The sequence below is a fragment of the Stenotrophomonas nematodicola genome, from assembly GCF_009467805.1.
GTDB lineage: Bacteria > Pseudomonadota > Gammaproteobacteria > Xanthomonadales > Xanthomonadaceae > Stenotrophomonas > Stenotrophomonas nematodicola.
Window position 1 is genome coordinate 71,519 of the sequence record NZ_WIAY01000006.1, and the last position, 23,586, is coordinate 95,104.

The 23,586-nt window shown below is 67.9% G+C and carries 23 protein-coding genes; 7 read left to right on the top strand and 16 right to left on the bottom strand.

Going from position 1 to position 23,586, the window contains the following annotated elements; genetic code table 11:
- Positions 1-71: 71 nt before the first annotated feature.
- Positions 72-893 (bottom strand): posphoenolpyruvate synthetase regulatory kinase/phosphorylase PpsR, encoded by an 822-nt coding sequence (gene ppsR, locus GDJ08_RS16190; RefSeq protein ID WP_017356904.1) that lies wholly within the window; start codon positions 891-893, stop codon positions 72-74.
- A 144-nt stretch (positions 894-1,037) separates the two neighbouring features.
- Between ppsR and ppsA the strand changes: the two genes are divergently transcribed.
- The gene (gene ppsA / locus GDJ08_RS16195; protein ID WP_017356905.1) at positions 1,038-3,416 is read left to right on the top strand and encodes a phosphoenolpyruvate synthase; all 2,379 of its coding nucleotides are present in this window, start codon (positions 1,038-1,040) and stop codon (positions 3,414-3,416) included.
- Positions 3,417-3,599: 183 nt separating this feature from the next.
- On the opposite strand, the gene GDJ08_RS16200 is transcribed toward ppsA, so the two are convergent.
- The 4 genes from GDJ08_RS16200 to mntR all read right to left on the bottom strand — a co-directional run bounded on the left by GDJ08_RS16200 (position 3,600) and on the right by mntR (position 6,173).
- Positions 3,600-4,475: an EcsC family protein gene (locus GDJ08_RS16200; RefSeq protein WP_051008645.1), complete on the bottom strand. Its 876-nt coding sequence runs from the start codon at positions 4,473-4,475 to the stop codon at positions 3,600-3,602.
- A 40-nt stretch (positions 4,476-4,515) separates the two neighbouring features.
- Entirely contained in the window at positions 4,516-5,091 is a 576-nt protein-coding gene (gene orn, locus GDJ08_RS16205; protein WP_136005376.1) for an oligoribonuclease, read from the bottom strand.
- Positions 5,092-5,197: 106 nt separating this feature from the next.
- Positions 5,198-5,722 carry a tRNA adenosine(34) deaminase TadA gene (gene tadA / locus GDJ08_RS16210; RefSeq protein ID WP_017356908.1) on the bottom strand — a complete coding sequence of 175 codons (525 nt, stop codon included), beginning with the start codon at positions 5,720-5,722 and terminating at the stop codon, positions 5,198-5,200.
- Entirely contained in the window at positions 5,715-6,173 is a 459-nt protein-coding gene (mntR, locus tag GDJ08_RS16215; protein WP_017356909.1) for a manganese-binding transcriptional regulator MntR, read from the bottom strand. The genes tadA and mntR overlap by 8 nt, the downstream gene beginning before the upstream one ends.
- Before the next feature lie 145 nt (positions 6,174-6,318).
- Between mntR and GDJ08_RS16220 the strand changes: the two genes are divergently transcribed.
- Positions 6,319-6,552 (top strand): DUF1653 domain-containing protein, encoded by a 234-nt coding sequence (locus GDJ08_RS16220; RefSeq protein ID WP_017356910.1) that lies wholly within the window; start codon positions 6,319-6,321, stop codon positions 6,550-6,552.
- Between the two features lie 29 nt (positions 6,553-6,581).
- Here the strand turns inward: GDJ08_RS16220 and GDJ08_RS16225 are convergent, their stop codons facing one another.
- Positions 6,582-7,559, bottom strand: coding sequence for a GAF domain-containing protein (locus GDJ08_RS16225; protein WP_229296548.1), 978 nt, complete (start codon positions 7,557-7,559; stop codon positions 6,582-6,584).
- A 512-nt stretch (positions 7,560-8,071) separates the two neighbouring features.
- Between GDJ08_RS16225 and GDJ08_RS16230 the strand changes: the two genes are divergently transcribed.
- A complete protein-coding gene (locus GDJ08_RS16230) occupies positions 8,072-9,289 on the top strand; it encodes an MFS transporter (RefSeq protein WP_026070905.1) in 1,218 nt (405 codons plus the stop codon).
- A gap of 12 nt (positions 9,290-9,301) precedes the next feature.
- On the opposite strand, the gene GDJ08_RS16235 is transcribed toward GDJ08_RS16230, so the two are convergent.
- The 3 genes from GDJ08_RS16235 to GDJ08_RS16245 form a co-directional block, all read right to left on the bottom strand.
- Positions 9,302-10,090: a CHAD domain-containing protein gene (locus GDJ08_RS16235; protein WP_153165270.1), complete on the bottom strand. Its 789-nt coding sequence runs from the start codon at positions 10,088-10,090 to the stop codon at positions 9,302-9,304.
- 116 nt (positions 10,091-10,206) lie between these two features.
- Positions 10,207-10,554, bottom strand: a complete 348-nt coding sequence (locus GDJ08_RS16240) for a hypothetical protein (protein ID WP_153165271.1) — start codon at positions 10,552-10,554, stop codon at positions 10,207-10,209.
- A gap of 65 nt (positions 10,555-10,619) precedes the next feature.
- Positions 10,620-11,213 carry a GIY-YIG nuclease family protein gene (locus GDJ08_RS16245; protein WP_153165272.1) on the bottom strand — a complete coding sequence of 198 codons (594 nt, stop codon included), beginning with the start codon at positions 11,211-11,213 and terminating at the stop codon, positions 10,620-10,622.
- Between the two features lie 190 nt (positions 11,214-11,403).
- Between GDJ08_RS16245 and GDJ08_RS16250 the strand changes: the two genes are divergently transcribed.
- Both GDJ08_RS16250 and GDJ08_RS16255 read left to right on the top strand, forming a co-directional pair.
- Positions 11,404-12,003 carry a DNA-3-methyladenine glycosylase gene (locus tag GDJ08_RS16250; RefSeq protein ID WP_153165273.1) on the top strand — a complete coding sequence of 200 codons (600 nt, stop codon included), beginning with the start codon at positions 11,404-11,406 and terminating at the stop codon, positions 12,001-12,003.
- 86 nt (positions 12,004-12,089) lie between these two features.
- On the top strand, positions 12,090-12,716 hold the full coding sequence (locus tag GDJ08_RS16255; protein WP_017357647.1) for a hypothetical protein: 627 nt from the start codon (positions 12,090-12,092) through the stop codon (positions 12,714-12,716).
- 16 nt (positions 12,717-12,732) lie between these two features.
- Here GDJ08_RS16255 and GDJ08_RS16260 read toward each other — a convergent pair whose 3' ends face one another.
- The 4 genes from GDJ08_RS16260 to GDJ08_RS16275 are packed head-to-tail and all read right to left on the bottom strand — an operon-like array spanning position 12,733 to position 15,726.
- On the bottom strand, positions 12,733-13,437 hold the full coding sequence (locus GDJ08_RS16260; RefSeq protein WP_153165274.1) for a glycosyltransferase family 2 protein: 705 nt from the start codon (positions 13,435-13,437) through the stop codon (positions 12,733-12,735).
- Positions 13,434-14,021 (bottom strand): class I SAM-dependent DNA methyltransferase, encoded by a 588-nt coding sequence (locus GDJ08_RS16265; RefSeq protein WP_017357649.1) that lies wholly within the window; start codon positions 14,019-14,021, stop codon positions 13,434-13,436. Before GDJ08_RS16265 ends, GDJ08_RS16260 begins: the two co-directional genes overlap by 4 nt.
- A complete protein-coding gene (locus tag GDJ08_RS16270; RefSeq protein WP_229296549.1) occupies positions 14,018-14,776 on the bottom strand; it encodes a PIG-L deacetylase family protein in 759 nt (252 codons plus the stop codon). The genes GDJ08_RS16265 and GDJ08_RS16270 overlap by 4 nt, the downstream gene beginning before the upstream one ends.
- Positions 14,764-15,726 carry an acyl-CoA dehydrogenase gene (locus GDJ08_RS16275; RefSeq protein ID WP_136005496.1) on the bottom strand — a complete coding sequence of 321 codons (963 nt, stop codon included), beginning with the start codon at positions 15,724-15,726 and terminating at the stop codon, positions 14,764-14,766. Before GDJ08_RS16275 ends, GDJ08_RS16270 begins: the two co-directional genes overlap by 13 nt.
- A 288-nt stretch (positions 15,727-16,014) precedes the next feature.
- On the opposite strand from GDJ08_RS16275, the gene GDJ08_RS16280 reads away from it, so the two are divergent.
- Positions 16,015-18,810: a UvrD-helicase domain-containing protein gene (locus GDJ08_RS16280; RefSeq protein ID WP_153165336.1), complete on the top strand. Its 2,796-nt coding sequence runs from the start codon at positions 16,015-16,017 to the stop codon at positions 18,808-18,810.
- A 99-nt stretch (positions 18,811-18,909) separates the two neighbouring features.
- Here GDJ08_RS16280 and GDJ08_RS20475 read toward each other — a convergent pair whose 3' ends face one another.
- The 3 genes from GDJ08_RS20475 to GDJ08_RS16295 form a co-directional block, all read right to left on the bottom strand.
- The gene (locus GDJ08_RS20475; protein WP_423669529.1) at positions 18,910-20,307 is read right to left on the bottom strand and encodes an energy transducer TonB; all 1,398 of its coding nucleotides are present in this window, start codon (positions 20,305-20,307) and stop codon (positions 18,910-18,912) included.
- Between the two features lie 241 nt (positions 20,308-20,548).
- Positions 20,549-21,412, bottom strand: a complete 864-nt coding sequence (locus tag GDJ08_RS16290) for an MBL fold metallo-hydrolase (RefSeq protein WP_153165275.1) — start codon at positions 21,410-21,412, stop codon at positions 20,549-20,551.
- Positions 21,409-22,263 (bottom strand): MBL fold metallo-hydrolase, encoded by an 855-nt coding sequence (locus GDJ08_RS16295; protein WP_153165276.1) that lies wholly within the window; start codon positions 22,261-22,263, stop codon positions 21,409-21,411. The genes GDJ08_RS16290 and GDJ08_RS16295 overlap by 4 nt, the downstream gene beginning before the upstream one ends.
- Before the next feature lie 101 nt (positions 22,264-22,364).
- Between GDJ08_RS16295 and gcvA the strand changes: the two genes are divergently transcribed.
- Positions 22,365-23,297, top strand: a complete 933-nt coding sequence (gene gcvA / locus GDJ08_RS16300; RefSeq protein WP_136005399.1) for a transcriptional regulator GcvA — start codon at positions 22,365-22,367, stop codon at positions 23,295-23,297.
- Positions 23,298-23,586 lie beyond the last annotated feature (289 nt).

Sequence of the window (23,586 nt, forward strand, 5' to 3'; positions counted from 1 at the left end):
GATCCTACACGTTGATCCTCCAACGTGGGGGCGGCAGCGGCCCGGCCAAAGGGCCGGCCGGGCACCAGGCGTCAGTACATCTCCCGCTGCAGCCCCAGCGTGGCCAGCACCTTGCTTGAGATTTCCTCGATGGAGGTGTGGGTGGTGCTCAGGGTCGGGATGCGCTCCATGCGGAACATGGTCTCCGCAGCCGCCACTTCGCGGCGGCAGGTCTCCAGGTTGGCGTAGCGCGAATTCGGGCGGCGCTCCTGGCGGATCTGCTGCAGACGGTCCGGGTCGATCGTCAGGCCGAACAGCTTCTTGCGGTAGGGGCGCAGCCGCGGCGGCAGCCGGTCCTGTTCCAGGTCCTCGTCGGTCAGCGGGTAGTTCGCCGCGCGCACCCCGTAGTGCAGCGCCAGGTAGATGCAGGTGGGGGTCTTGCCGGCCCGCGACACGGCCACCAGGATCACGTCGGCATCGTCGTAATTGATGGCAATGCCATCGTCGTGGGTCAACGCGAAGTTCATCGCGTTGATGCGCCGGTGATAGGTCTCGAAGTCCACCATGCCGTGGGCCTGGCCGACCCGGGAATGGCGGCTGACGGCCAGCTCGCGCTCCAGCGGCTCGATGAAGGGGGCGAACACGTCCAGCATCAACCCGCCGCTTTCCGCCAGGATCACGCTCAGCCCGCTGTCCACGCAGGAGCTGACCACGATCGGCCGGACCTGGTAGCGCTCGCCCGCCGCGCGGATCCGTTCACAGGCCTCCCGGGCCTTTTCGGGGTCATCGACAAAGGACATGCGGTCGGTAATGAAGCTGAACCCGGAGAACTGGGTCAGCAGGCTATGTCCAATGGTTTCAGCGGTGATACCGGTTCCATCGGACACGTAGAACACCGGACGGATCGTCGACATGCGCCTTTTACCCCCTCTGAAGCCTAAAAAGACCGTCGATACAAGCTTGTGCCGACGGCGGTCTGCCCGGCATCATATCGGCTTCTTCCTACGGACGTGGCCATTCCAGCCCGCCTCGGGCGATGGCCAAACGGAGCATCGCGCTTGAACGAGAATATCCTGTGGTTGCACGAACTGCGCCTGGCCGACCTGGCCCGCGTAGGCGGCAAGAATTCGTCGCTGGGCGAAATGATCGGCAATCTTGCCGGTCTGGGGGTTTCTGTCCCCGGCGGTTACGCAACCACCGCTGAAGCCTTCAAGGACTTCATCGCGCACAACGATCTGTCCAAGCGCATTTTCGACAGGCTGGCCACGCTGGACGTGGAAGATGTCGCCGCGCTCACCGCCGCCGGCAAGGAAATCCGCAGCTGGGTGATCGACGCGCCGCTGCAGCCGCAGCTGGACCAGGACATCCGCAGCGCCTACAGGCAGCTGTGCGATGAGAACGGCGGCGGCGACGTGGCCGTGGCCGTGCGCTCCTCGGCCACCGCCGAAGATCTGCCCGATGCCTCCTTCGCCGGCCAGCAGGAGACCTTCCTCAACGTGACCGGTGCCGACGACGTCGTGCACAAGGTCAAGGAAGTGTTCGCCTCGCTGTACAACGACCGCGCCATCGCCTACCGCGTCCACCACGGCTTCAAGCACGAAGACGTGTTCCTGTCCTCCGGCGTGCAGCTGATGGTGCGCTCGGGCGTCGGCTCGTCCGGCGTGCTGTTCACCCTGGATACCGAATCCGGTTTCCGCGACGTGGTGTTTGTCACCTCCAGCTTCGGTCTGGGCGAAATGGTCGTGCAGGGCGCGGTCAATCCCGACGAGTTCTACGTCTACAAGCCCACGCTCAACGCCGGCAAGCCGGCGATCCTGCGCCGTTCGCTCGGCAGCAAGGCGATCCGCATGGTGTATTCGGACGTCCCCGGCGAGCGCGTGCGCATCGAAGACACCCCGGTCGAGATCCGCAACACCTTCTCGATCAGCGACGAGGATGTGCAGGAACTGTCCAGGCAGGCACTGATCATCGAAAAGCACTACGGCCGCCCGATGGATATCGAGTGGGCCAAGGACGGCGTCAGCGGCAAGCTGTTCATCGTGCAGGCGCGTCCGGAAACGGTGAAGTCGCGTGGCCATGCCACCCAGATCGAACGGTTCACGCTGAACCAGAAGGACGGCAAGGTGCTGGCCGAAGGCCGCGCCGTGGGCGCCAAGATCGGCGCCGGCACCGCGCGCGTGGTCAAGTCGCTGGACGACATGGCGCGCGTGCAGCCCGGCGACGTGCTGATCGCCGACATGACCGACCCCGATTGGGAGCCGGTGATGAAGCGCGCCTCGGCCATCGTCACCAACCGCGGCGGCCGCACCTGCCACGCCGCGATCATCGCGCGTGAACTGGGCGTGCCGGCCGTGGTCGGCTCGGGCAACGCCACCCAGGTCATCGCCGATGGCCAGGAAGTCACCGTCAGCTGCGCTGAAGGCGATACCGGCTTCATCTACGAAGGCAAGCTCGACTTCGAGCGCACCACCACGGACCTGGGCAACATGCCGCCGGCGCCGCTGAAGATCATGATGAACGTGGCCAACCCGGAGCGTGCGTTCGACTTCGGCCAGCTGCCCAACGCCGGCATCGGCCTGGCCCGCCTGGAGATGATCATTGCCAGCCACATCGGCATCCATCCCAACGCGCTGCTGGAGTACGACCGCCAGGACGCGGCCACTAAGAAGAAGATCGACGAGAAGATCGCCGGTTATGCCGATCCGGTCAGCTTCTACGTCAACCGTCTGGCCGAAGGCATCGCCACCCTGACGGCATCGGTGGCACCGAATCCGGTGATCGTGCGTCTGTCGGACTTCAAGTCCAACGAGTACGCCAACCTGATCGGCGGCAGCAACTACGAGCCGCACGAAGAGAACCCGATGATCGGCTTCCGCGGCGCCAGCCGTTATGTCGACCCGAGCTTCTCGGCCGCCTTCGCCCTGGAATGCAAGGCCGTGCTGCGCGTGCGCAACGAGATGGGCCTGGACAACCTGTGGGTGATGATTCCGTTCGTGCGTACGCTGGAAGAAGGCCGCAAGGTCGTCCAGGTGCTGGAACAGAACGGCCTCAAGCAGGGCGAGAACGGCCTGAAGATCATCATGATGTGCGAAGTGCCGTCCAACGCACTGCTCGCCGATGAATTCCTGGACATCTTCGACGGCTTCTCGATCGGCTCCAACGACCTGACCCAGCTCACCCTGGGCCTGGACCGCGATTCCTCGATCGTCGCGCACCTGTTCGACGAGCGGAACCCGGCGGTGAAGAAGCTGCTGTCGATGGCGATCAAATCGGCACGCGCCAAGGGCAAGTACGTCGGCATCTGCGGCCAGGGCCCGTCGGATCATCCGGACCTGGCCGAATGGCTGATGCAGGAGGGCATCGAGTCGGTGTCGCTGAATCCGGACACCGTCGTCGACACCTGGCTGCGCCTGGCCAAGCTGAAGGCCAACGGCTGATCCAGCCGTTCCGGTAGACGACAGAACCCCGCGCAAGCGGGGTTCTGCTTTTATGGGCCAGGGGCACGCGATGCCGGACGTGAACGCAGCGCCGATGACCCACGGTCGGCTCTACCGGTGAGGGGCCACGATCAGCCGACCGTTGGTCGGCTGCCGCGCGCACGCGCAGCGAACCACCGGTGGTTACGAATTGTCGGCCTGACCGGCGAGCAACGCGTACGCGGCGCGGACCGTGTCGTACCCGTAGGTGCGCTCCAGCCGGCGCACGATGAAATGGCCGCGCGCCATGTCCTGGTAATAGTCGGTGAACATGGTGTTGAGCGTCGCCCCGGCCACGGCCCCGACGATCGGGACGGCCTGTGCGGCGAACTTCTCGGTCACCACCACACCGAAGCGCGCGGCAACCTTCTCCACGATCTTGGCCAGCCACTTGCCGGCTTCCTTCGGGGTCAGCCCGATCATCACCGGGGTGCCGCCCACGGCGCGTCCGGCCAGCTCGGCCGACAGGTGGCGCATCACTTCCGCGGTAAACCCGCGGGTGATGTAGTAACCGGTCTCGCTGGCGTCGTCCTTGCCGGAGTTTCCCCCGAGCGCAAACACCTCCAGGCAGGCATGGCGCGTGGCCATGTCACGCAGGTCGAACCCTTCGCTGCGGGCCACATCGGCCACCGAGCGCATCATGATCGTGGTCGACACCGGCAACTCAATGAACAGTGTGGTGAAGCCGAAGGCCCCGCCGACCGCACCGGAGGTCGCCGCCGCCAGCTTGTGCCAGCGCGTCGATGCGGCCTTGCCAGGCGTGTTGTCCATCGTCCACAGGGCGGCCTGCGCGGACTTGAACAGTGCCGCTTCGACCGCACCGTGGATGCGCCGGGACACCGACTGCGGCAGTTTCTTCACCGCGAACTCCAGCGGCGAGCCGATCAGGTTGGCCATCTTGGCGGTCAGCGTAGGCGACTCCAGCAGCGCGACGGCGCGCTGCAGGTCGGCCCAGTCCTGCGACGTGGGCAGGATCTGCGTTTCCAGCGGGGGTGGCGTGCTGCGGACGAGGTCGTTCATGCCGCGGATCATAGCGCCGCAGGCTTGAACGGCGCGTTCATCACGCCTGCGCGGGCAGCCCCGCCAGCGCGCCCATGAACTGGCGGTAGTGGCGCAGTTCGGCGATCGAGTCGTGCACGTCGCTCAGCGCGGTGTGGCTGGACGTCTTGCCGACCCCCGCAGCAATTGCCGGGGCCCAGCGCCGGGCCAGTTCCTTCACCGTGGACACGTCCAGGTTGCGGTAGTGGAAGTACTTTTCCAGGCGGGGCATCTCGCGGTGCAGGAAGCGACGGTCCTGGCAGATGGAATTGCCGCACATCGGCGAGGCGCCGGCCTTGATCCATTGCGCCAGGAAGTTCACCGTCTGCGCTTCCGCCTGGCCCAGCGTGACGGTGCTCTCGACCACCCGCTGCCACAGGCCGGAGCGACGGTGCTGGTTGCGGTTCCACTCGTCCATCGCTTCCAGCCGCTCCACCGGATGGTGGATGGCGAACTCGGGCCCTTCGGCCAGCACGTTCAACTGCGCGTCGGTCACGACCGTGGCGATCTCGATGATCGCATCGTTGTCGGTGTCCAGACCGGTCATTTCCAGGTCGATCCAGATCAGTCGTTCGCCTTCTGCGCCGTTGTCCGCCATGTCTACGCCTTGTGCTGGGGTCGTCGCGACAGCGCCGACCGGGGATGGAAAGGGCGCCATGATACCGCCATCGCGTCGACGCTCCGTCGCCGGCGCAGCCAGGAGGTCACTCCAGCAGCAGTGGCGGCTTGCCGCGCTTGGCGCGGAAGTAGTTGGTCAGGCGCGTGCTCGCCTCCTTGGCCAGCACGCCGCCGTGAACCTCCACGCGGTGGTTGTGCCGCGCGTCGCCGATGAGGTCGAACACGCTGCCGCAGGCACCGGTCTTCGGATCACTGGCGCCGTACACCAGCCGCGCCACGCGCGCATGCACAATCGCCATCGCGCACATCGCGCAGGGCTCCAGCGTGACGTACAACGTGCTGCCAAGCAGGCGATGGTTGCCGATCGCCCGGCCCGCGTGGCGCATCGCCACGATCTCGGCATGCGCACTGGGATCGTGGTCGGCGATGTTGAGATTCCAGCCCTCACCCAGCACCTCGCCCTGGGCACCCACCAGCACCGCGCCGACGGGAATCTCGTCGAACTCGCGCTCGGCGCGGCCCGCCAGGACCAGGGCGTGCTGCATCCAGTGTTCGTCGCGGTCGTGGACCGGAACGCCCAGCGGCGGTGGCGGCGGCAGGCGCTCAACCACGGCGTTCGGCCTTGCGCAGGAAGGCCTCGAAGGCAGCCAGCGTAGCCTCGCTGACGTGATGCTCGATGCCCTCGGCATCGCGCCGCGCCGAATCGGCATCCACCCCCAGCGCCAGCAGGAAGCGCTCCACCGTCTGGTGGCGCGCCCGCATTTCAACTGCGAGCTGCTCGCCGGCCGGGGTCAGGAACACCCCCCGGTACGGCCGCTGTATCGCCCAGCCCTCCTTGACCAGCCGCTTGAGCGCCTTGGCCACCGTGGGCTGGGCGACGCCCAGGCGCGTGGCGATGTCCACCTGCCGCGCTTCGCGACCATCGGCGATGAGATCGGCAATCAGCTCCACGTAGTCTTCCACCAGCTCCGACCGGCGCGCCTCGCGCACCTGCACGAACCCTTCCACGTGCATGTGGGCATCGATCAGCGGGGACGGCGGTTTGCGGGTGGTCGGGGTCATGCAGGCTCCTGCGGGCGGCCGCGGGCAGAAGACGCTGGCGGCTGGAGGCGCAGTTTACCGCAGCCGTTCCGCATCCCCCTCACGGCTGGCTGCGGTGGCGGTCCAGCGCGCCATAATGGACACCGCTCATCCACGCCCTCCGCCCATGTCCGACCTGCCTGCCCTGCCCACCCTGCCACTGGGCCATTACCGTCACTTCAAGGGCGGCAACTACGAGGTGCTCGGCATCGTCCGGCACAGCGAAACCCTCGAGCCGATGGTTCTGTACCGCCCCCTCGATGCCGACATCGGCGTCTGGGTCCGACCGTATGCGATGTTCATCGCCCAGGTCGACGTGGACGGACAGCCGCGCGCGCGATTCGCACGCGTCACGGACTGATTCCCGCGCGTTGCCCGCTGCGTCGCGCCTCAGGCGGCCACTGCAGGCAGCAGCGCACGCAGCCGCGCCAGCACCGTCTGCACGGCCGGGTCGGCGGAAGGCTCAAACGCCTGCAACCGTGTGGCCAACGTACCCAGGACGTCGGCGACCGACGGCGCAGCCACGTTCGATGCGCCTTCGTCGAGATCCAGATGCGCGCCGATGGCCGCACCCATCACCTCGAAACAGGCGACCCCCGCCGCATCCAGGCGCGAGGGCAACGGATCCAGTGCGCACAGCGTGCCGAAGAAACTGCCGTCACGCCGTCGCACCGGTACCGAGATGTAACTCTCAAAGCCGTACATCGCCGGCGTGTGGTGCCGAGAGAATACCGGGTGCTCGCTGGCTTGGTTGAACTGCACCGTCATCTGGTGCTGCCGGATTTCATGGCAGATCGTGGTTTCGAGCACAAGATCCTGCCCCGGTGCGAGGCCGAAGCCCAGCAGGTCGTGCACCGCGCAGGTGGTCCAGCGGTCGCTCGTCACCCGCGCCACGGCAACGAAGCGCATCGCGGTGAGGTCGCTGGCCAGCGCCAGGATGCCCGGTACCGCCGGCATCGCCTGCAACTGCGCCACGTCGAGCATGCGCGGGTCGCTGGGCGGGGTGTCGTCGTTTCCTGCGCTCGGCCCCCAGTTGGACTCATCGACGAGGTTGTCCAGCACGGCGAGACGGCGATCAAGCACCTGCGCCGTCACCCGCTCGACCAGACCACGCACCGCCGCCGACAGACCGCGCGCATCGGTGATGGCGCCGACGAAGTGCAGCCCCTCGCCCACCAGACGGATCTGCTCGACGGCAAAGGTCTCGCGCAGGCCGCGGCCCGCCTCACGGTGGAAGGCAAGCATCCAATCGTCGGGCGGTACGCCGTCGAGGATCGCGGTGATGATGACCCGCGACCCGCCTGGCGCGTCCTGCTGGCCGGGCAGATCGAAACCGATCACTGTTGGAAAACGCGTGCCGGTAGTCATAGCCCCCCTGTCGGCGCGTCTGCGCGCCTGTCCGCCATTGTCGCACGAATGCCGGAGATGCCCGTACCGTGCGGGCCCGGCGTCGGGTGTCGCCGCGTGAGGCGCAGGAAGCATCCATGCGCCGGTCGTTTCCGTGCCACACGCGATCGGTGACATCGGTGGGTCGGGGACGGAACGTCATGCGCTGCCCCGGCGCAGCCACGAACGGTTTCCCCGCGTGATACCTGCCGCACGACCTGCGACCCCGGAACGGCAGCCCTTCCATCGGCATCGCCATCGCCGCGCCCTGTCCTGCAGGCGGAAAGCTGCGTCCCGTATCGGCGGAGGACCGCCGGCCGTTGCCGCCCCGTTGCCCCACGAACGCGGCGATCGCGGCCTGCGCGGCACTTTTCCCGGCTGCCGGCCGATATGGCCCGGTGCTGAACCGGGCGGCGCCGTCGTTCCTGACCGGGCTGGATGTTGCGGCGCAGCAGTACAATTACGGACCGTACCGCATTGCCTCCCGCTGCCCAATGAGCTCTCCCGCCCTTTCCCTCGCTGCGCGCCTGACCCCGCGCGAGCGCACCTTCATCCTGCTTGCGCTGTCGCTGGGCGGCTTTGCGATCGGTACCAGCGAGTTCGCGAGCATGGGCCTGATGCTGGAGATCAGCCGCGGCCTGTCGATCAGCGAAACGCAGGTCGGCCACCTGATCAGTGCGTACGCCATCGGCGTGGTGGTGGGCGCGCCGGTGCTGGCCTTCGCCGGTGCCGGATTTGCGCGACGCTCCCTGCTGCTGGCGCTGATGGGCTTCTATGCGGTGGGCAACCTGGCCAGCGCGCTGGCGCCCAACTACGGCACGATGCTGCTGGCGCGCTTTGTCGCCGGCCTGCCGCACGGCGCCTACTTCGGTGTGGCGATGCTGGTGGCAGCCGCGATCAGCCCGCCGTCCCAGCGTGGATCGGCGATGTCCAAGGTGCTGCTCGGCCTGTCGGTCGCGATCCTGGTGGGCAACCCGCTTACCACCTGGCTGGGCCAGATGCTCAGCTGGCGCACCGCGTTCGCGCTGGTCAGCGTGCTGGCCATCGCCACGGTGGCGATGATCGCCCGCTTCCTGCTGCCCGATCCGGACGAGCAGCGCACCTCGCCGATGCGCGAGCTGCGCGCCTTCAACCGCCCGCAGGTGTGGCTGGCGCTGGCGATCGGCTCCATCGGCTTTGCCGGCATGTTCTGCGTCTTCACCTACCTGGCGCCGACGCTGGTGCAGGTCACCGGCCTGGCCGAATCCTGGATGCCGGTCGCGGTGGGCATCTTCGGCATCGGCGCGATCATCGGCAACGTCGCCGGTGGCTGGCTCGTGGACCGTTTCCACTTCCGTGCAGCTGCCGTGGTGCTGGTGTGGTCGGTGATCGTGCTGCTGCTCTACCCGCTGGCGGCGCGCTCGGTGTGGAGCATCTTCCCGATGATCGTCGCGGTGGGCACGATGGGCGCGCTGGCAGCGGTGCTGCAGACCCGTCTGATGGACGTGGCCGGAGAAGCACAGACGCTGGCGGCCGCCTCCAACCATGCCGCCTTCAACACCGCCAACGCGCTGGGGCCGTGGTTTGGCGGCATGGCCATCGGTGCCGGCCTCAGTCCGGCCACCACCGGCTATGTCGGCGCCGCCACGGCGTTGGGCGGTCTGCTGCTGTGGGGCGTGGCGATGCTGGTCGAGCGCCAGTCACGCGCGCTCGCCGTGCCCTGCGAGCGCTGAGCGGCACGGCGATCAGGCGACCGGCCTGCTCCGCGCCTGATCGATCTGCGCCAGCAGTTGCCTGCGGTCCGTCACGCCCGGCATGACCCGCACCAGGTTCCGCAGCATGCGCAGGTCCTGCTGCCAGCCCAGCTGAGTGCTGAGCTGGTGCAGGGCCTTGGCTTCACCGCCTCCGCCGCGCACATGCGGCACCTTCGACAGGTGCGCATCCAGGTAGGGCATGGCTTCCACCTGCATGCGCAGGCGCCGCACTTTGCGCCGCCAGCGGTGCAGCCGTTCCGGCTCCGGATGTCGATGGGCCCGACGCTCCGCCTTGCGCACGCGGTTGGCACTGCGCGCAAGGCCGGCCCGTACCTGCGACAGGGTGATCGCGGCCCAGGGCTGGGCATCCAGCAGCGCGCCGACCCGCCGGACCCGATCACGCCGGCGACCGAATGCCGGATCGCCGGCCAGCGCGCGCCGCAACCAGGCATCGCGACGCGCCTGCAGGCGCCCGATCACATACGGCCACGGCGCAGTGGGTGCGCGGGCGGCGAGCAGCGCCGCCGTCTCCACGGCCACGTGCGCGTCACGCAGTCCGGAAAGGCCATCCCCCAGCCGGCGCAGCATGGCATCGGCGTCACCCAGCGCAAGGTCGGTGCGTTCCAGCAGCGCCAGCAACGCCCGCAGGCGCCGGATCGCCTTGCGTGCGGCGTGCACGGATTCATGCGCGTCCCCGCCCGGCGACAACGCCTGCTCGATATCGCGGCACGCCTGGCGGGCAAGCGCATGGGCAGCGCTTCCGGGAACAACCGACTGCATGGCACCCCACCGGAATCGTCACGGAACCGGCAGTGTAGCGGTCGATCCGCCCGCCGGATTCACGCCCGCCAGGCGGGGTGTGCCCCCGTGTCGGTACCGGGACCGCCCGGTACCGATCAGGCCGTCGCCGGGGGCGACCGGTACTTGACCTTCATCGTCACCGTCCCGGACTTGCCCATCGTCAATTTGATGGGTACCTCCGGATGCGCCGACTTGATGTGCAGCCCTGCTTCTTCGCTGAGCGTGATCTCCATTTCGTCCACGTTGTTCTCGGCGCCCGCCTTGATCAGGTCCGCTGCGGATTGCGCCTGTACCTCCACGCTGGGCTTGAAGAACTTCCGTGCCAGCGCGGCCGCTGCCACCAGCGGCCCGAGCGGTGTCAATACGCTCAGCGCCATGCCGGCGGCGGCAATACCCGCAGCCGTGGTCAGGTCATACGATGGAGCGGATCCGTTGTCGGCCATGTTTCCCCCTTGTGAGGGGGCACTATATGAGCGCCTTGCGCGCCCAACAAGGCACCTGTTCCGCGCTACGCCGGCCGGTACCAGGACCACACGTGCGGCGGCACACGCCCCTCCAGATCAATCCCCAGCGCCACGTGGGCATCCAGGGCGTCGCGCAGCAGCACCTGCGCGCGTACGGACAAGGCATCGCGCGCGACCGGTTCCTCCGGCAGCACCGCAGCCGACCAGTCGAACAACCCGTCGGCGCGCGCCAGCATCGCGGCGGCGAGCCAAGCGCGCAGCGGGTGGATCCGGTGACCGCCCTCGGCCAGCGCCTGCACGGCGGGCCGCAGGAGATCGTTGGCACCCCGTACCCACTCGGTCCTGCCACCGGCCTTGTCCTGCACGGTGAGCGGTGCCGGCGCGCGATGCGCCTTCAGCGGGCGGCGCAGCGCCAGCTCGACATCGCGCGCGTCGCGCTGGGTCTCGGTTTCAATCAACACGCCGGCGTCGAGATCGAAGAACTCGAACCAGCGATGGTGGAGCGCGCCGATGCGCGCCAGCGGATCGCGCGAGAACCCGATCTTGCCGTAGTCCTCCCACGCGCAGGGGAACACATAGGCGAAACAGCGCCCATCGAGCGCGATCGGGGCGTTCTGGTCCTGCATCGGTTTCATCATCGGTGGTTTGCTCCCGTTCTGGACCGCCGCCAGATTGACGGGACATCGGCTCATGAGCTGCGAACGCAGCGCGAGCGCAACGTGACGACCGGCAGCTTGATCCCCTGTCGACGCTCCGACGCGCATGCTGCGACCCAGGCCACCGAGGAGACCCCCAATGCGGAATCGGACCGTCGCGCAGCGGGGCCGCATGATTGAGTGGACACCCCTGCCCCGCGCGTTCTACCAGCGTCACCCCACCGAGGTGGCACGGGACCTGCTCAACACGATACTGCTGCGCGACGACGGACGTGCCGGGCGCATCGTGGAAGTGGAGGCCTACGCCGGCGACCAGGATCCGGCCGCGCATTCGTTCCGCGGCATGACCCCGCGTACGCGCACGATGTTCGGGGAGGCCGGGCATCTGTATGTCTACTTCACCTATGGCATGCACTGGGGCGCCAATGCGGTCTGCGGCGACATCGGCCAGGGCTGGGGCGTACTGCTGCGGGCGCTGGCGCCGCTGGCCGGGATCGATCGGATGCGCCAGGCCCGGGTCGCCGCCCGGCGCGATCGTGACCTGGCCAGTGGGCCGGGTCGCCTGTCGCAGGCGCTGGGCATCACCGGCGCACTGGACGGCACCGATCTGACCGACAGCGCCGGGCCCATCCGGATCGTCAGCGATGGCATGCCGCCGCCCTCGCAGCCTGGTGTCGGCCCGCGCATCGGCATCCGCCGCGCCACGACGTTCCCCTGGCGCTGGCATGTTCCCGGCAATGACCATGTGTCCGGCCGCCGGCGTCCGGTTTGACGACCGGTGCGACAGATCCACGCGCGTATTGCCGGGTCGCGCTACAGGACCGGGTAAACTGACGTCTTCTTTCACGGTGGATCACGATGGGCCCGTTCGACCGCACTGCCCGTCTTCGTTGGCAAGCCGCGTCGCTGCTCGCTGCAGCGCCCGTGGCCGCCTTCGCGACAGGCGGCTCGCCGGCCTCGCCGGCCGCCACAGCGTCCTTGGCCTCGCGCACGGCCTTGGTGCAGGCGCTGCACGCGCGGTTGCTGGCGGGACACAGCGCGACCAGCACGCTGGAGACCTGGTGCGCCGAACAGGGCCTCGCCGACACGGCGAAGGTACGGGCGGTGCGCGTTGAGGGTGTCGTGCGCGATGCACCGCCCGAAGTGCGCGAAGCGCTGCAGGTCGAAGCCGATGTGCCGCTGCGCTACCGCCGTGTGCGCCTGGTCTGCGGCACCCGCGTGCTGTCCGAAGCGGACAACTGGTATGTCCCCGACCTGCTCACGTCCGCCATGAATGCCACGCTGGATGGCAGCGACGAACCATTTGGACGCGTGGTGAAGCCGCTTGGCTTCCAGCGCCAGACGCTGGGTGATGCCACCTGCTGGCCCGACTGCGGCGAAGGCCCGCAGGCCACTGTGCTGGAGGTGCGCGCCGTGCTGCGCGACCACCGGCAGCGTCCTTTCAGTTACGTGATTGAACGCTACCTGCAGGGCGTGTTGCCCTGATTTCTGGTGGGCAACCTTACCCGTGCCGGAGTGCCTTCGTCGGCACCAGCACCGCCCCCGCCTCCCTCACTTCCCGCTCCAGCGTGCGCAGGAATCCACTGAACCCCTGCGGCGCTTTCGACACCCGGCGTGCGCTGGTGGCCACCACGGGCCGTGCCAGCCAGGCGATGGTCGCGCCGGTGTTGCCGAGCATGTGGATGAGCGCAACGTCCTCGCCGGTGCGCAGCGGCGCGAACCCGCCGGCTGCCGTGTAGGCGGTGGCGCGCATGCCCAGGTTGGCGCCGTGGATATGCGCGTGTCCGTCCCTGGCCAGCTCGCGGCAGGCGAAGGCCCTGCGCACGGCATCGGGATAGTCCAGCCAGTCCACCACGTCCACCACGCCGCAGAACACATCCGCGCCGCAGCGGGTCTGCTGCCAGAGCCAATCCGCAGGCACGACCGAATCGGCGTCGGTACTGGCGATCCAGCGCGCGCCTTGGGAGAGCGCCACGGTCGCTGCCGCCGCCCGTGCCGCGCCGACGCAGCGGGCGTCCACCACCACCGTTGCAACCCCCTGGTCGGCGCAGATCGAGGCGGTGTCGTCGCTGCAGTCATCCAGTGCCACCACCGTGAGCACCGCCTCGCCGCGCAGGCCAGGGTGGGCGGCCGCAAGCCGGACCGAGGCCAGGCAACGTGCAATGACCGGCGCCTCGTTGTGTGCCGGTACGATCACGGCGATCACCGCAGCCCCTCCCACGCAGCAACGCTGGTGGCGCGTGCACTCCACCCCTGCAGCAGCAGATCGGCGTCCTGATAGGTAAACGCTTCCACCAGGTGTTCCGAGAGCGCGCCGTGCACGTCTTCGGTGGTGCTGCGTGCCGCGTCGAACGGTGGCCGCCAGTGGCAGGCCAGCAACAGGCCATCGTCGGTGAGGCTGTGGCGCAGCTGCCGCGCCATCTGCTGCAGCGCCGATGACGGCAGGTAGTAGCCGACTTCGCTGACCACGATCAGGTCGAAGCGGCCGGAAGGCCAGTCCTGCGGATGGGTGGCCCGCTCCAGGCGCACCTGCGGCCATGCCCGCGTCGATACCGCCGCGTCGGCCAGCGCATCGGCACTGATGTCTGTCCCCAGCAGCGCGTCGCACCGCGCCGCCAGCGCTGCCGTAAGCACGCCGTTGGAGCAGCCCAGCTCCCACGCACAGGCGTATCGCCTTCGCGGCAGGCAGGCCAGCGTAAGCGCGCGCTTGCGGGCCTCGTACCACCGGCTGCGGTAGTGGAACGGGTCCGGCTGCTGGTACAACGCATCGAAATAGGCCGCCGTGCTCATCCGATCAACACCTCGAAAGGACGGCGGAAGCGCGCCGTGACGTGTTCGGGAAGAATGGGTGCACAGGCCAGTCCGTCTACGGCGCCGGTCTGGGTGGCGAACGCGTCCAACGCGCGCTGCTTGCGGCGCAGCAAGGTGGCGCTGAGCGGAATGCGGGCGGCTGCCGACCACGGCGCCGTCATCGCGTGCGGGTCGAGCCAGTGCCACGCCCAGACCGGGTACTGCAGCACGTTGACGGCACGGGATGCTGCTGCCGCCAGCGCGGCCCGTCCGGTCGCGTCATGGTCCGGATGTGCATCGTGGATCCACGGCGCCACCAGCAGATCGCCAGCCACAAGTTGCGCGGCCAGCGCCGCGGCCAGGTCCGCCTCATGTGTGGCAACAGCCCCGTCGGGTAGCGCCAGCGTGGTGACATGCGTGGCATCCATGCCCAGCAGCCGCATGGCATCGGCCAGCTCACGCCGGCGTGCATCGCGGAGTCGCGCGGCGGGCCACAAGGGCTGGTCGGTATAGCAGGCCTCGCCATCGGTGACCGACACCACGTGCACATCGATGTCCTGGTCCAGCGCCGCCTGCATCAGGCCGCCGCAACCAAGCACTTCATCGTCCGGATGGGGCGACACCACCACCAGCCGGCGTATGTCGGCCAGGACCGCGCCGGCCTCCCTGTCGGGCAGCGCGCGCAGCCAGCCGCTGCGGTCCCAGTCGACCTCGCGGTTGCCCGGCCCGCTGATGGGCACGGTCACAGTGTCCACGGTCCCTCCTGGGCGTGGACGGCTCGCCCCAGTTCGGCCCAGTCACGATCGCCGTGGCTTTGTCGAATGAAGACCGTCAGGTCGCTCCAGCGCGCGGCGTGCCCGGCCTCCAGGCACATCGGTGCCGGTCCGAGCGCGCGGCCCACCGCATCGAGCACCTGTACGCAGGTACGCTCCACCACGCTGCGCACACGGATCACATCGGCCTGGTGCGGCTGGGAAGGCATGGCATCGATCCATGTCGCCAGCTCACGCAGCAGCGCCGCTGACGCCTGCAGGCCCATGTCGACCCGACCGAGCAGCGCGGCGATCTGCGCATCGCCGGTCACACGCGGCGAGCGCTGCAGCGGTGCAGCCAGCGCCACCGCCGCGCCGTACCAGCACGCCGCGATGCCCGCGCCACCGTGCCAGAAGCCCGGCCGGGACAGGTACGTGCCCGGTTTGCCGACCGGCTCGGCGGGGACGGCGGCGAACTGCACGGTACCGCTGGGAATGCCGCCCATGCCGGTTGCGTGCCAGGTCAGCGGTTGCGGGTGCATGCCTTTCGCATCGGCGCGCACGCGGACCAGCTGCGTGCCTTCTTGGCAGCGCGCCGTCACCAGCGCCTCATCCACCAGGCCGGCACCGGAGCACCACGGCTTGCTGCCACTGACGGTGCCCGTGGCGGGATCGAACGACAACGTCGCCTGCGGCCCTTCGGCAGCCCACACCGCCGCCAGCGTGCCTTCCGTCAACGGCGGCGCGTGCAGGTCGGCCAGAATCGCCTGCGCGTCGTAGTGGGCCTCCATCACCTTGGCCACGCACAGATCGCGCGCAGCAATGGCCCCGAGGGCGCGCCAGCGCTCCAGCGTGTGGCCGCGCCCGGGCAGCGGCAGCGACGGTTGCCGCGCGAGCACGTCGCGGGCATCAGCCTCCAGCGCGGGGGCTGCGTGTCCAGCGCGCCGATCCATGTCAAGAGGGGCAGTCGCGATGGCGGGGGCCTGCATGGTCGAACACCGTTGAGGATGGAGCGTCCATACATACCGGCGCGTGCGTGGCAGATCAGTGACCGGTATGTGCGCGTCGCGTGTTTGGCCCCTGGGGTGCCGTACGGTTCATGAACGCGGGCACACGGCCGGTCATTCCCGCAGTCCATCTATCGAAACAAGCGTGCACAAAAGGCCTGCTCTATCATGGAGCCCGATAGAGGCCCGCTCTGGGCCAGTACCCCACGCACGCAGGCAGTATCAAGGATGGCAATCGATTGGCGCCCCTCTGGTTGGGGCAGGCTTCTGACTCGATCCCCGCATTGGTGGCTTCGCCTGGACGGCGACCACGTCGAGCTCAGCATCGATGGGCAGCGTCACCGGGAGTTCCTCACGGATGCGCATCGGGTGCAGGTGATGCCGGGTGTGCTCTGGTCGCGCGTGGCCGTGGAGCGCGATGCGGGCCCCTGGCTGTCCGTCGATGGCCTGCCGAACGCCCACGGTGTCCAGCTCGCCTCGGCCATCGACGTAGTGCTTCACGAACGCCGCAGGCGTGAGCGCAAAGCGCTGTTCGACACGGTGCTGGGCCAGATCCTCACCTGGTTGGGCGCTGCCCGCGCCCTGATCGACGCGGGCGACCGCGGCCGTCGGTGGATTACCCACGAAGAGCAGGCCGCCCTCCTTGACGCCCGGCCCGTCCTGCCCGTGGCCGCGCCGGATCTGGAACCGCTGTTCCTCGACGCGGAGATACACGGCGACCTGCAGTCCCCACCCCATCAGCGCGCCCTGTCTGCCCTGCACGACTGGACACTGGACTGGCCGGCGGTGATCGCCCACGCCAACGAGGGCATGACCACCCGCGAACTGGTCCTGGCCAAAGACCTCCTGGACAAGGTCGAAAGCCAGCCGCTCACCGAAGAGCAGGCCCGTGCGGTGATCTGCTTTGACAACCGGGTACAGGTCGTCGCATCGGCCGGCTCGGGAAAGACGTCCACGATGGTCGCCAAGGCCGCCTATGCGATTGACCGCGGTTTCGTCGCGCCCGAACGGATCGTCATGCTGGCGTTCAACAAGGATGCCGCCAACGAACTGCAGGAACGTGCGCAGCGCTCCTTCGCCCGTCTGGGCATGGCCGACACCGTGGTCGAAGCCCGCACATTCCATGCACTGGGCCTGGCCATCATTGCCAAGGCCACCGGTCGCAAGCCGGACATTCCCGCCTGGGCCGTCGACGCCGCGCAGGGCTTCCACAAGCTCACCGAGCTGGTGGACGACCTCAAGGACCGCTCCACCCGTTTCCGCACCCAGTGGGACATGTTCCGGCTGGTGTTCGGCCGCGACCTTCCGCCGTTGGGCGAGGACATGCTGGCCGATGGCTACGACCGCGAAGGCAAGCCCTACATCCGCACGCTGCAGGGCGAGCGGGTCAAAAGCATGGAAGAGTGCGTCATTGCCGACTGGCTGTTCTACAACGGCGTGAGCTACGAGTACGAACGTCCGTACGAGTTCGATACCGCCACCGACGCCCACCGCCAGTACCGGCCGGACTTCTACTATCCCGACGCCGCCCTGTATCACGAGCATTTCGCGCTGGATGCCAATGGCCAACCGCCCCGGCATTTCGCCGGTTACATGGACGGCATGGTCTGGAAACGCGAGGAACATGCCCGGCGCGGTACCGCACTGGCCGAAACCACGTCCTTCGGGCTTCGCAGTGGCCATGCCCTGGACTACCTTACCGACCGGCTCAGCGCCTCCCGCGTGGCGCTTGACCCCAATCCGGATCGCGAACTGCCCGACGACGGCGCCAAGCCGATGCCCGATTCGGATCTGATCGGCCTGATGCGCACGTTCATCGCCCATGCCAAGAGCAACTGCCTGTCGCTCGATGACATGGCCGCCCGCCTGCAGCAGATGCCCGAGGACCACTTCAAGGAACGCCACCGCCGCTTCCTGGAGATCGCCGGCCCGGTAATGCAGGCGTGGGACAACGCCCTGACCGACGAGAAGAGCATCGACTTCGAGGACATGCTGAACATGGCGGCCAGCCTGCTGGAGCAGGACCGGTATGCGTCGCCCTACGACCTGGTGATGGCCGACGAGTTCCAGGACGCGTCCCGCGCACGTGCCCGCCTCTGCCGCGCGCTGGTGAAGCAGCCCGGCAGGTTCCTGTTTGCGGTCGGCGACGACTGGCAGTCGATCAACCGCTTCGCCGGCGCCGACGTCTCGGTCATGACCGGCTTCCGCGACTGGATGGGGCAAGGCCAGGTGCTCAAACTCGAGCAGACCTTCCGCTGCCCGCAAGCCCTGTGCGACATCTCAAGCCGCTTCATCGGCAGGAATCCAGCCCAGATCGACAAGGTCGTCCGCTCGGTTACCCCGGCGCACGGGCCGGTACTGCTGGCCTTCCAGCTTGCCAAGCGCGACGAGGTGCCTGACGGGGTGCGGCAGTACCTGGCGGCACTGCACCAGCAACTGCTCGCCGGCGAGATTCCCCGCGGTCGAAACGGCCGCGTCTCGGTGTTCGTGCTCGGCCGCTACCGGTCCGACCGCAGCGTCGTGCCTGCCGATTGGAAGAGCGCCTTCGGCAGCACGATGGACATCGAGTTTCTCACCGCCCATCGCTCCAAGGGCAGGGAAGCCGACTACGTGATCCTGCCGGGCATGGTCAACCGTGGCTTCCCCAGCCTGCGTTCGGACGATCCGGTGCTGTCGCTGGCGATGCCCACCGGCGACACCTACCCGCTGAGCGAAGAGCGTCGACTGTTCTATGTCGCCCTCACCCGCGCCCGGCGCACCGTTGCGCTGTTCACGCTGCTGGGAAAGAACTCACCCTTCCTGGACGAACTGGTCAAGGACGGCGCCGTCAAAATCACCGGCGTCACCGGCATTCCCGTCACGGAAGAGCGCTGCCCGGTATGCAAGGTCGGCGTATTCGTGGACCGGACCGGGCCGCACGGGCCGTTCAAGTCCTGCTCCAGTTATCCGGCGTGTCACAACAAGCCGAGATCGAAGGGGCAGTGGCCACGCGCCGTGCAGAGCGCGACATCCGGAACGATACAGCGCTGACGCTCCCGTTTTCCCCGACCATTCAGTAGCGATGGAGCGAGGAAATGCGGGGGCGATCAGACGGGTCCTTGAGACGCCGGAGGCTTCCGCAGCTAGGCACTAATTGAGCGCGAACGTGACCGGCACGCTCACCCGTCCTGCCATGCCAACCCCGTTCTCCTGCGCCGGGTTGAACCGCCATTTCCGCGCGGCTTCCATTGCCGCCCTGTCCAGGTCACGGTTGCCCGACGTTTTTGCGATGGCCACGCTGGTGACCGCGCCGTCGGCGGAGACATCCACGGTCAGCGTCACTTGGCCTTCTATCCCGGCACGGAACGCGGCAGGCGGATACCGCGGGGGATTCATGCTCTTGGACGTCGCGTCCACCGTGGCTTCACTGCGGGACCGGGTCGGCTGGGATGCCTCCTCGGCGGAAGGAGAGGCCGATGCCGCCGGCGCGGAGGCCGTCGCAGGCGCCTGGGCCGGCTCGCCCCGGTCTCGCCGCATCTGCGCGCGGGCCTCGGCGACCACGTCCGACGGACACCCCTTCTGCGCCGCTTCTTTTGCCGCCTTGCCAAGGAACTCGCACGCGCTCTGGTCGCCCTTGCCGCCCATGCAGTAGTCGTTGGCCAGCAACGACGATTTGGCAAGCGACAGGCATTCCTCGTGAAGCGCCTCTGCCGGCGTCCTCGTGGTCACGGCACACCCTTCCATGACCTTGTTGGCCACCCAGCCGGCGATATCGCGGCAGGCAGCAAAGTTGCCCGACTTGCAGTTGGAACGCGCCTCTTCCTCGCCCTTCGCAATCACTTCGCACGTGCCACCGGCCGCGGCCGGCGCCTCCTGCGGCGGCTCGCCGGCCACCTCGGCAACATCTGCGGCCGCACTGGCGGCGATGCCGCTGGCAGGCGCCTCTTGCTCGAGCGGCGCACCGGATTCGATCATGTCCGCCAGAAGAATGTGATTGAGCCTGCCACCCACAGTGGCGATACCGAAGCCGCACACCGGCACGCCGCGCGTACCGAACATGGGCGACTCCCTGCCACCGGTCACCAGCTGACCCTCGGCGATGCGCCGGTTGATGACGGCGCTGCTGTTCGGCGACCACACCTCGTAGGCCGATGCGCCGACGTTGACCGTGCCCACGGAAAGGCTGTCGCCATTTACCCGGACGGTACGGCCAAACTGCGTTGCGACGCCGTCGAAGAACACCGCCTCGCCGGCCTTCAGCGGCCCGGGTTCGCTGGCGAGATCCCGTCGGCCCACCGATGCGTCCAGCGCACCGGAGGTGGTCGCGCTGACGAAGTGGATCTTCATCTCCAGGCAGGTCTTGCTGGCACCGTCGTTGGCGTTGGGATACGCCTCCAGGTACGCATCCAGGTGCTGCTCGATCGCGGCGAGGTCCGGATTCTCTTCAAGCCCCTTCTTCTGCGCGCACCCGACAGCCAGCATTGCAACAGCGAAAACAACCACATTCCGCATGGACCGCATGAAACCCCCTGTTGTACTGATGACCAACGCTCATGTGCGCGCCAATCATCCACATCGCATTGCAGCGCAATGCTTCCTTTGAACCCTCCAACGCACGCATGTCCTCTGGGCTCGAGACGGCCCCACGGGTCCATGAATGCCCCTCCCGCACTACGTCGTCCTTACGGGCAGAGGATTCTACTTCGGAATGTTCACCTTGCTGACGGCCCCCTGTGCAACCGCCGACGTACGCCATCCCCGGCTGGCGGCGCTGGACATACGTCACCCGTCATGGCCACGCCACCCACGCCCCCGGCTGCACTGGCTGGACAGTCAGGGTGCTCGTTCTGGCCTGCACGCCCAGCGTGCGCAGCGGCGCCTCCACTTCCTGGTACTCCGCAATGCCCGAGATGCCGTAGTGGATGGGCACGATGGACCGCGCGCCAAGGACGGTGGCGGCAGCAATGGCCTGTTCGGGGGTAAGCACGCCCGGCTGTCCGCTGACCGGTTTGCGCCAGCCGAACCGGGCACCGTTGATCGGCAGAAAGGCCATGTCGAAAGGACCCAACTGTCGCGCGATCTTCCACCAGTGCCCGTGCCACATCGTGTCACCGCCGTGGAAGATCCGTCGCCCGCCCGCCGACACCACCCACGACACCTGCGGGTCGCCGTAGCCGTCCGACGCGGGTACCGCGGTGGCGGTGAAGTCGCCCAGCAACTGCGGCTCCCGCAGCGTTGCAGGACGCGCCCGGGCTTTCGGGGGAATCGGGAGCGGATGGGTTCGGGCGGGATGGATCACGGTGCCCCCCGCGTGCAGCGCCTGCGCCACGGCACCCGCATCGAAATGGTCCGAGTGCACATGGGTGAGCAGGACGCTGGTCTCCCCGACCGCATCCGCGACCGGGATCAACACGTCCGGCAGCGCCGCGCCCCACTCGGCGGCATTGGTCAACGGATCGATGAACAGGGTCGAGCCGGGGAGCTGGAGACGGATGCCTGCCCAAGCCAGCCGCTGGATGCGCAGGCCGCCCTGTGTCGGCACCTGCGCGGCAGCGAGCGATGCGGGCAACAGCAGCGCCGTCGCTCCGGCCGCACAGCCGGACAGGAAGGCCCGTCGCCCCACCCGGACACCGCCCGATGCAGGCGCGCTCATGCGACCTCCGTCGGACGCGCCAGATAGGTATCCAGCTCGAAAATGCCCTGGGCCTCGATCGCCTCCAGATTGCGCTGGTGCCAGATCCGCTCGAAGTCGGTGGGTTCAACGCCCGGCGCGAGGCACGCGTCCATCGGGATGGCCGCAATCCTCTCTCCCAGCGGCCCCGCGTCTGCCTGCGCGCGCAGGGTTACCACGGTGCGCCGTAGGTGCTCCAGATAGTGCAGCGCGTTATCGAGCACCGTGGCATCGAACGCGCCGATGTGTCCGCCGACCACGGTGCCGCGCCCAAACTGCCTGGCCCGCCCAATCGCCGTCCGGATCTGTGCCGGGTCCGCCTTGGAGAGATAGACGATATTGCCCACGATGTTGTCGCCGACGCAGACCAGATCGGCGGTGGGGACATCCACGCTGAGGTGGTCCAGGGTCTTGCCCGGGTTATGCAGCAGGCGAAGCTCATGGCGACCCCAGCGGATGCGCATCGCGCTGTCGAACACCACCTGCGGCTCACGGTAGAACGCATCCACGCGGTGGTTCTGCGACAGGAAGGTGTGGCGATAGTTGCGATGCGCCACCGTCATCGCCTCGGGAAACACGGTGAGCCCGGCGATGTGATCGCTCATGAAATGGGTGAAGACCATCATGCGTACGGTCTTCCCCATCTGCCGGCACAGCAGATCGCGCAACCGCCGGGCATCCGCCGCACTGCCCAGGGCGTCGACCAGCAACACGTCGCTCCCGTTGAAGAACACGGTCGCGACGGACGCATGTTCGTCGCCTACGCATAGCGAGACGTCCGGACCCAATGGTGTCAGATGCACGGCGGCTTCCCTTGAGGTGGAGGCCGCCATGATTGCCAGCAGCCCCGAGGCTGACAAACGACATGATTTGACCTTCAGGTTAGAAAACCTAACCTGATAGGATCGATCATCGGTGGTGGTTGGAGCCCTGGATGAAACCGCGTCACGCCCCTCCTCTCAACGCCCTGCGCGCATTTGAAACCGCTGCACGTTGCCTGAGCTTCCAGAAGGCCGCGGCCCGGCTTTTTGTCACGCCGGCGGCCGTGAGCCATCAGGTCAAACGGCTCGAGGACCATCTGGGCATCGCGTTGTTCGAGCGCGGCCATCGGACCGTCACGCTGACCAGCGAAGGTGCCGCCCTCGCCACCTCGCTGAGCGATATCTTCGAGATGCTGGACCTCGCTCTGGACCGCGCTTCGCCTGCAGCCACCGCCGACCTGCGCGTCAGCACGATGGAGTCCTTTGCCGCCAAATGGCTGGCTCCGCGGCTGCCCCGCTTTCACGCCCGTCACCCTGATATCCAGGTGCGGATCGTCACCTCCGACCAGTTGGCGGACCTCGGTCGCGACGGTATCGATATCGCCCTCCGCTATGGTCCCGGAGCCGGTTACGGCAACCCGGCCGACCTGCTGATGGAGGCACCGGTGTTCCCCGTCTGCGCGCCAGGGACCCTGCGTGCCGACGGCCTGCCTCTGACCTCGCCCGCCGATCTCGCCCACGTCACCCTGATCCATGACCAGAGCGCGGAGGGCCGGCCGGGTGTGCCCGACTGGGCCGCGTGGCTGGCGTTCGCCGGCGTGCCGGCGGTGCGTGCGGATACCGGCCCGGTGTACCCCAGCATCTACCTGGCCCAGGAAGCGGCCCTCCACGGGCACGGCGTGGCATTGGGCGTGGGACCGCTGGTGGAGGAAGACCTCCGCGCAGGACGGTTGATCCGCCCCTTCGAAGCGCAGCTGCCCAACGCGTATGCCTTCTGGACGGTCTGTCCGGCTGCGGGGCGGAAGGTGGAAGCGACGGATGCGTTTCGACGGTGGTTGGAGGTGGAGAGCAGGGCGTCGCGCTCTCTTGATGATCGACCAACCTAGTATTTGCACGAGGCCATCAGTTGTTGCAGAAGCAGGCTACATGCCTGCCTATGAGGCCACAGTGTTGTTCTGCCTCGGTTGAATCGCCAAGCGTTGCAACTCGTTGCATGTCGCTCCTGTCCGTCAGCCCCTATCTTTTCCCGTCAACTCTCGACGGTTCCGAGCCCAGAATGTCGTGGGATAGCGTTCGTGAGGTCGCGGGCGCGCCCTGGTTGACTTCTGCCGGGAAGGGCTGGCTGTGCGGGATTCCGGAGATATCGCAGGAACGCGACTCAGCGCCCCTTCAGAC

Excerpts from the sequence above, each read along its gene's own strand:
- ppsR (WP_017356904.1), bottom strand. The coding sequence starts at position 893 with ATGTCGACGATCCGTCCGGTGTTCTACGTGTCCGATGGAACCGGTATC.
- GDJ08_RS16200 (WP_051008645.1), bottom strand. The coding sequence starts at position 4,475 with ATGAACGACCTCGTCCGCAGCACGCCACCCCCGCTGGAAACGCAGATC.
- orn (WP_136005376.1), bottom strand. The coding sequence starts at position 5,091 with ATGGCGGACAACGGCGCAGAAGGCGAACGACTGATCTGGATCGACCTG.
- mntR (WP_017356909.1), bottom strand. The coding sequence starts at position 6,173 with ATGACCCCGACCACCCGCAAACCGCCGTCCCCGCTGATCGATGCCCAC.
- GDJ08_RS16220 (WP_017356910.1), top strand. The coding sequence starts at position 6,319 with ATGTCCGACCTGCCTGCCCTGCCCACCCTGCCACTGGGCCATTACCGT.
- GDJ08_RS16225 (WP_229296548.1), bottom strand. The coding sequence starts at position 7,559 with ATGACTACCGGCACGCGTTTTCCAACAGTGATCGGTTTCGATCTGCCC.
- GDJ08_RS16230 (WP_026070905.1), top strand. The coding sequence starts at position 8,072 with ATGAGCTCTCCCGCCCTTTCCCTCGCTGCGCGCCTGACCCCGCGCGAG.
- GDJ08_RS16235 (WP_153165270.1), bottom strand. The coding sequence starts at position 10,090 with ATGCAGTCGGTTGTTCCCGGAAGCGCTGCCCATGCGCTTGCCCGCCAG.
- GDJ08_RS16240 (WP_153165271.1), bottom strand. The coding sequence starts at position 10,554 with ATGGCCGACAACGGATCCGCTCCATCGTATGACCTGACCACGGCTGCG.
- GDJ08_RS16245 (WP_153165272.1), bottom strand. The coding sequence starts at position 11,213 with ATGATGAAACCGATGCAGGACCAGAACGCCCCGATCGCGCTCGATGGG.
- GDJ08_RS16250 (WP_153165273.1), top strand. The coding sequence starts at position 11,404 with ATGATTGAGTGGACACCCCTGCCCCGCGCGTTCTACCAGCGTCACCCC.
- GDJ08_RS16255 (WP_017357647.1), top strand. The coding sequence starts at position 12,090 with ATGGGCCCGTTCGACCGCACTGCCCGTCTTCGTTGGCAAGCCGCGTCG.
- GDJ08_RS16265 (WP_017357649.1), bottom strand. The coding sequence starts at position 14,021 with ATGAGCACGGCGGCCTATTTCGATGCGTTGTACCAGCAGCCGGACCCG.
- GDJ08_RS16275 (WP_136005496.1), bottom strand. The coding sequence starts at position 15,726 with ATGGATCGGCGCGCTGGACACGCAGCCCCCGCGCTGGAGGCTGATGCC.
- GDJ08_RS16290 (WP_153165275.1), bottom strand. The coding sequence starts at position 21,412 with ATGAGCGCGCCTGCATCGGGCGGTGTCCGGGTGGGGCGACGGGCCTTC.
- GDJ08_RS16295 (WP_153165276.1), bottom strand. The coding sequence starts at position 22,263 with ATGGCGGCCTCCACCTCAAGGGAAGCCGCCGTGCATCTGACACCATTG.
- gcvA (WP_136005399.1), top strand. The coding sequence starts at position 22,365 with ATGAAACCGCGTCACGCCCCTCCTCTCAACGCCCTGCGCGCATTTGAA.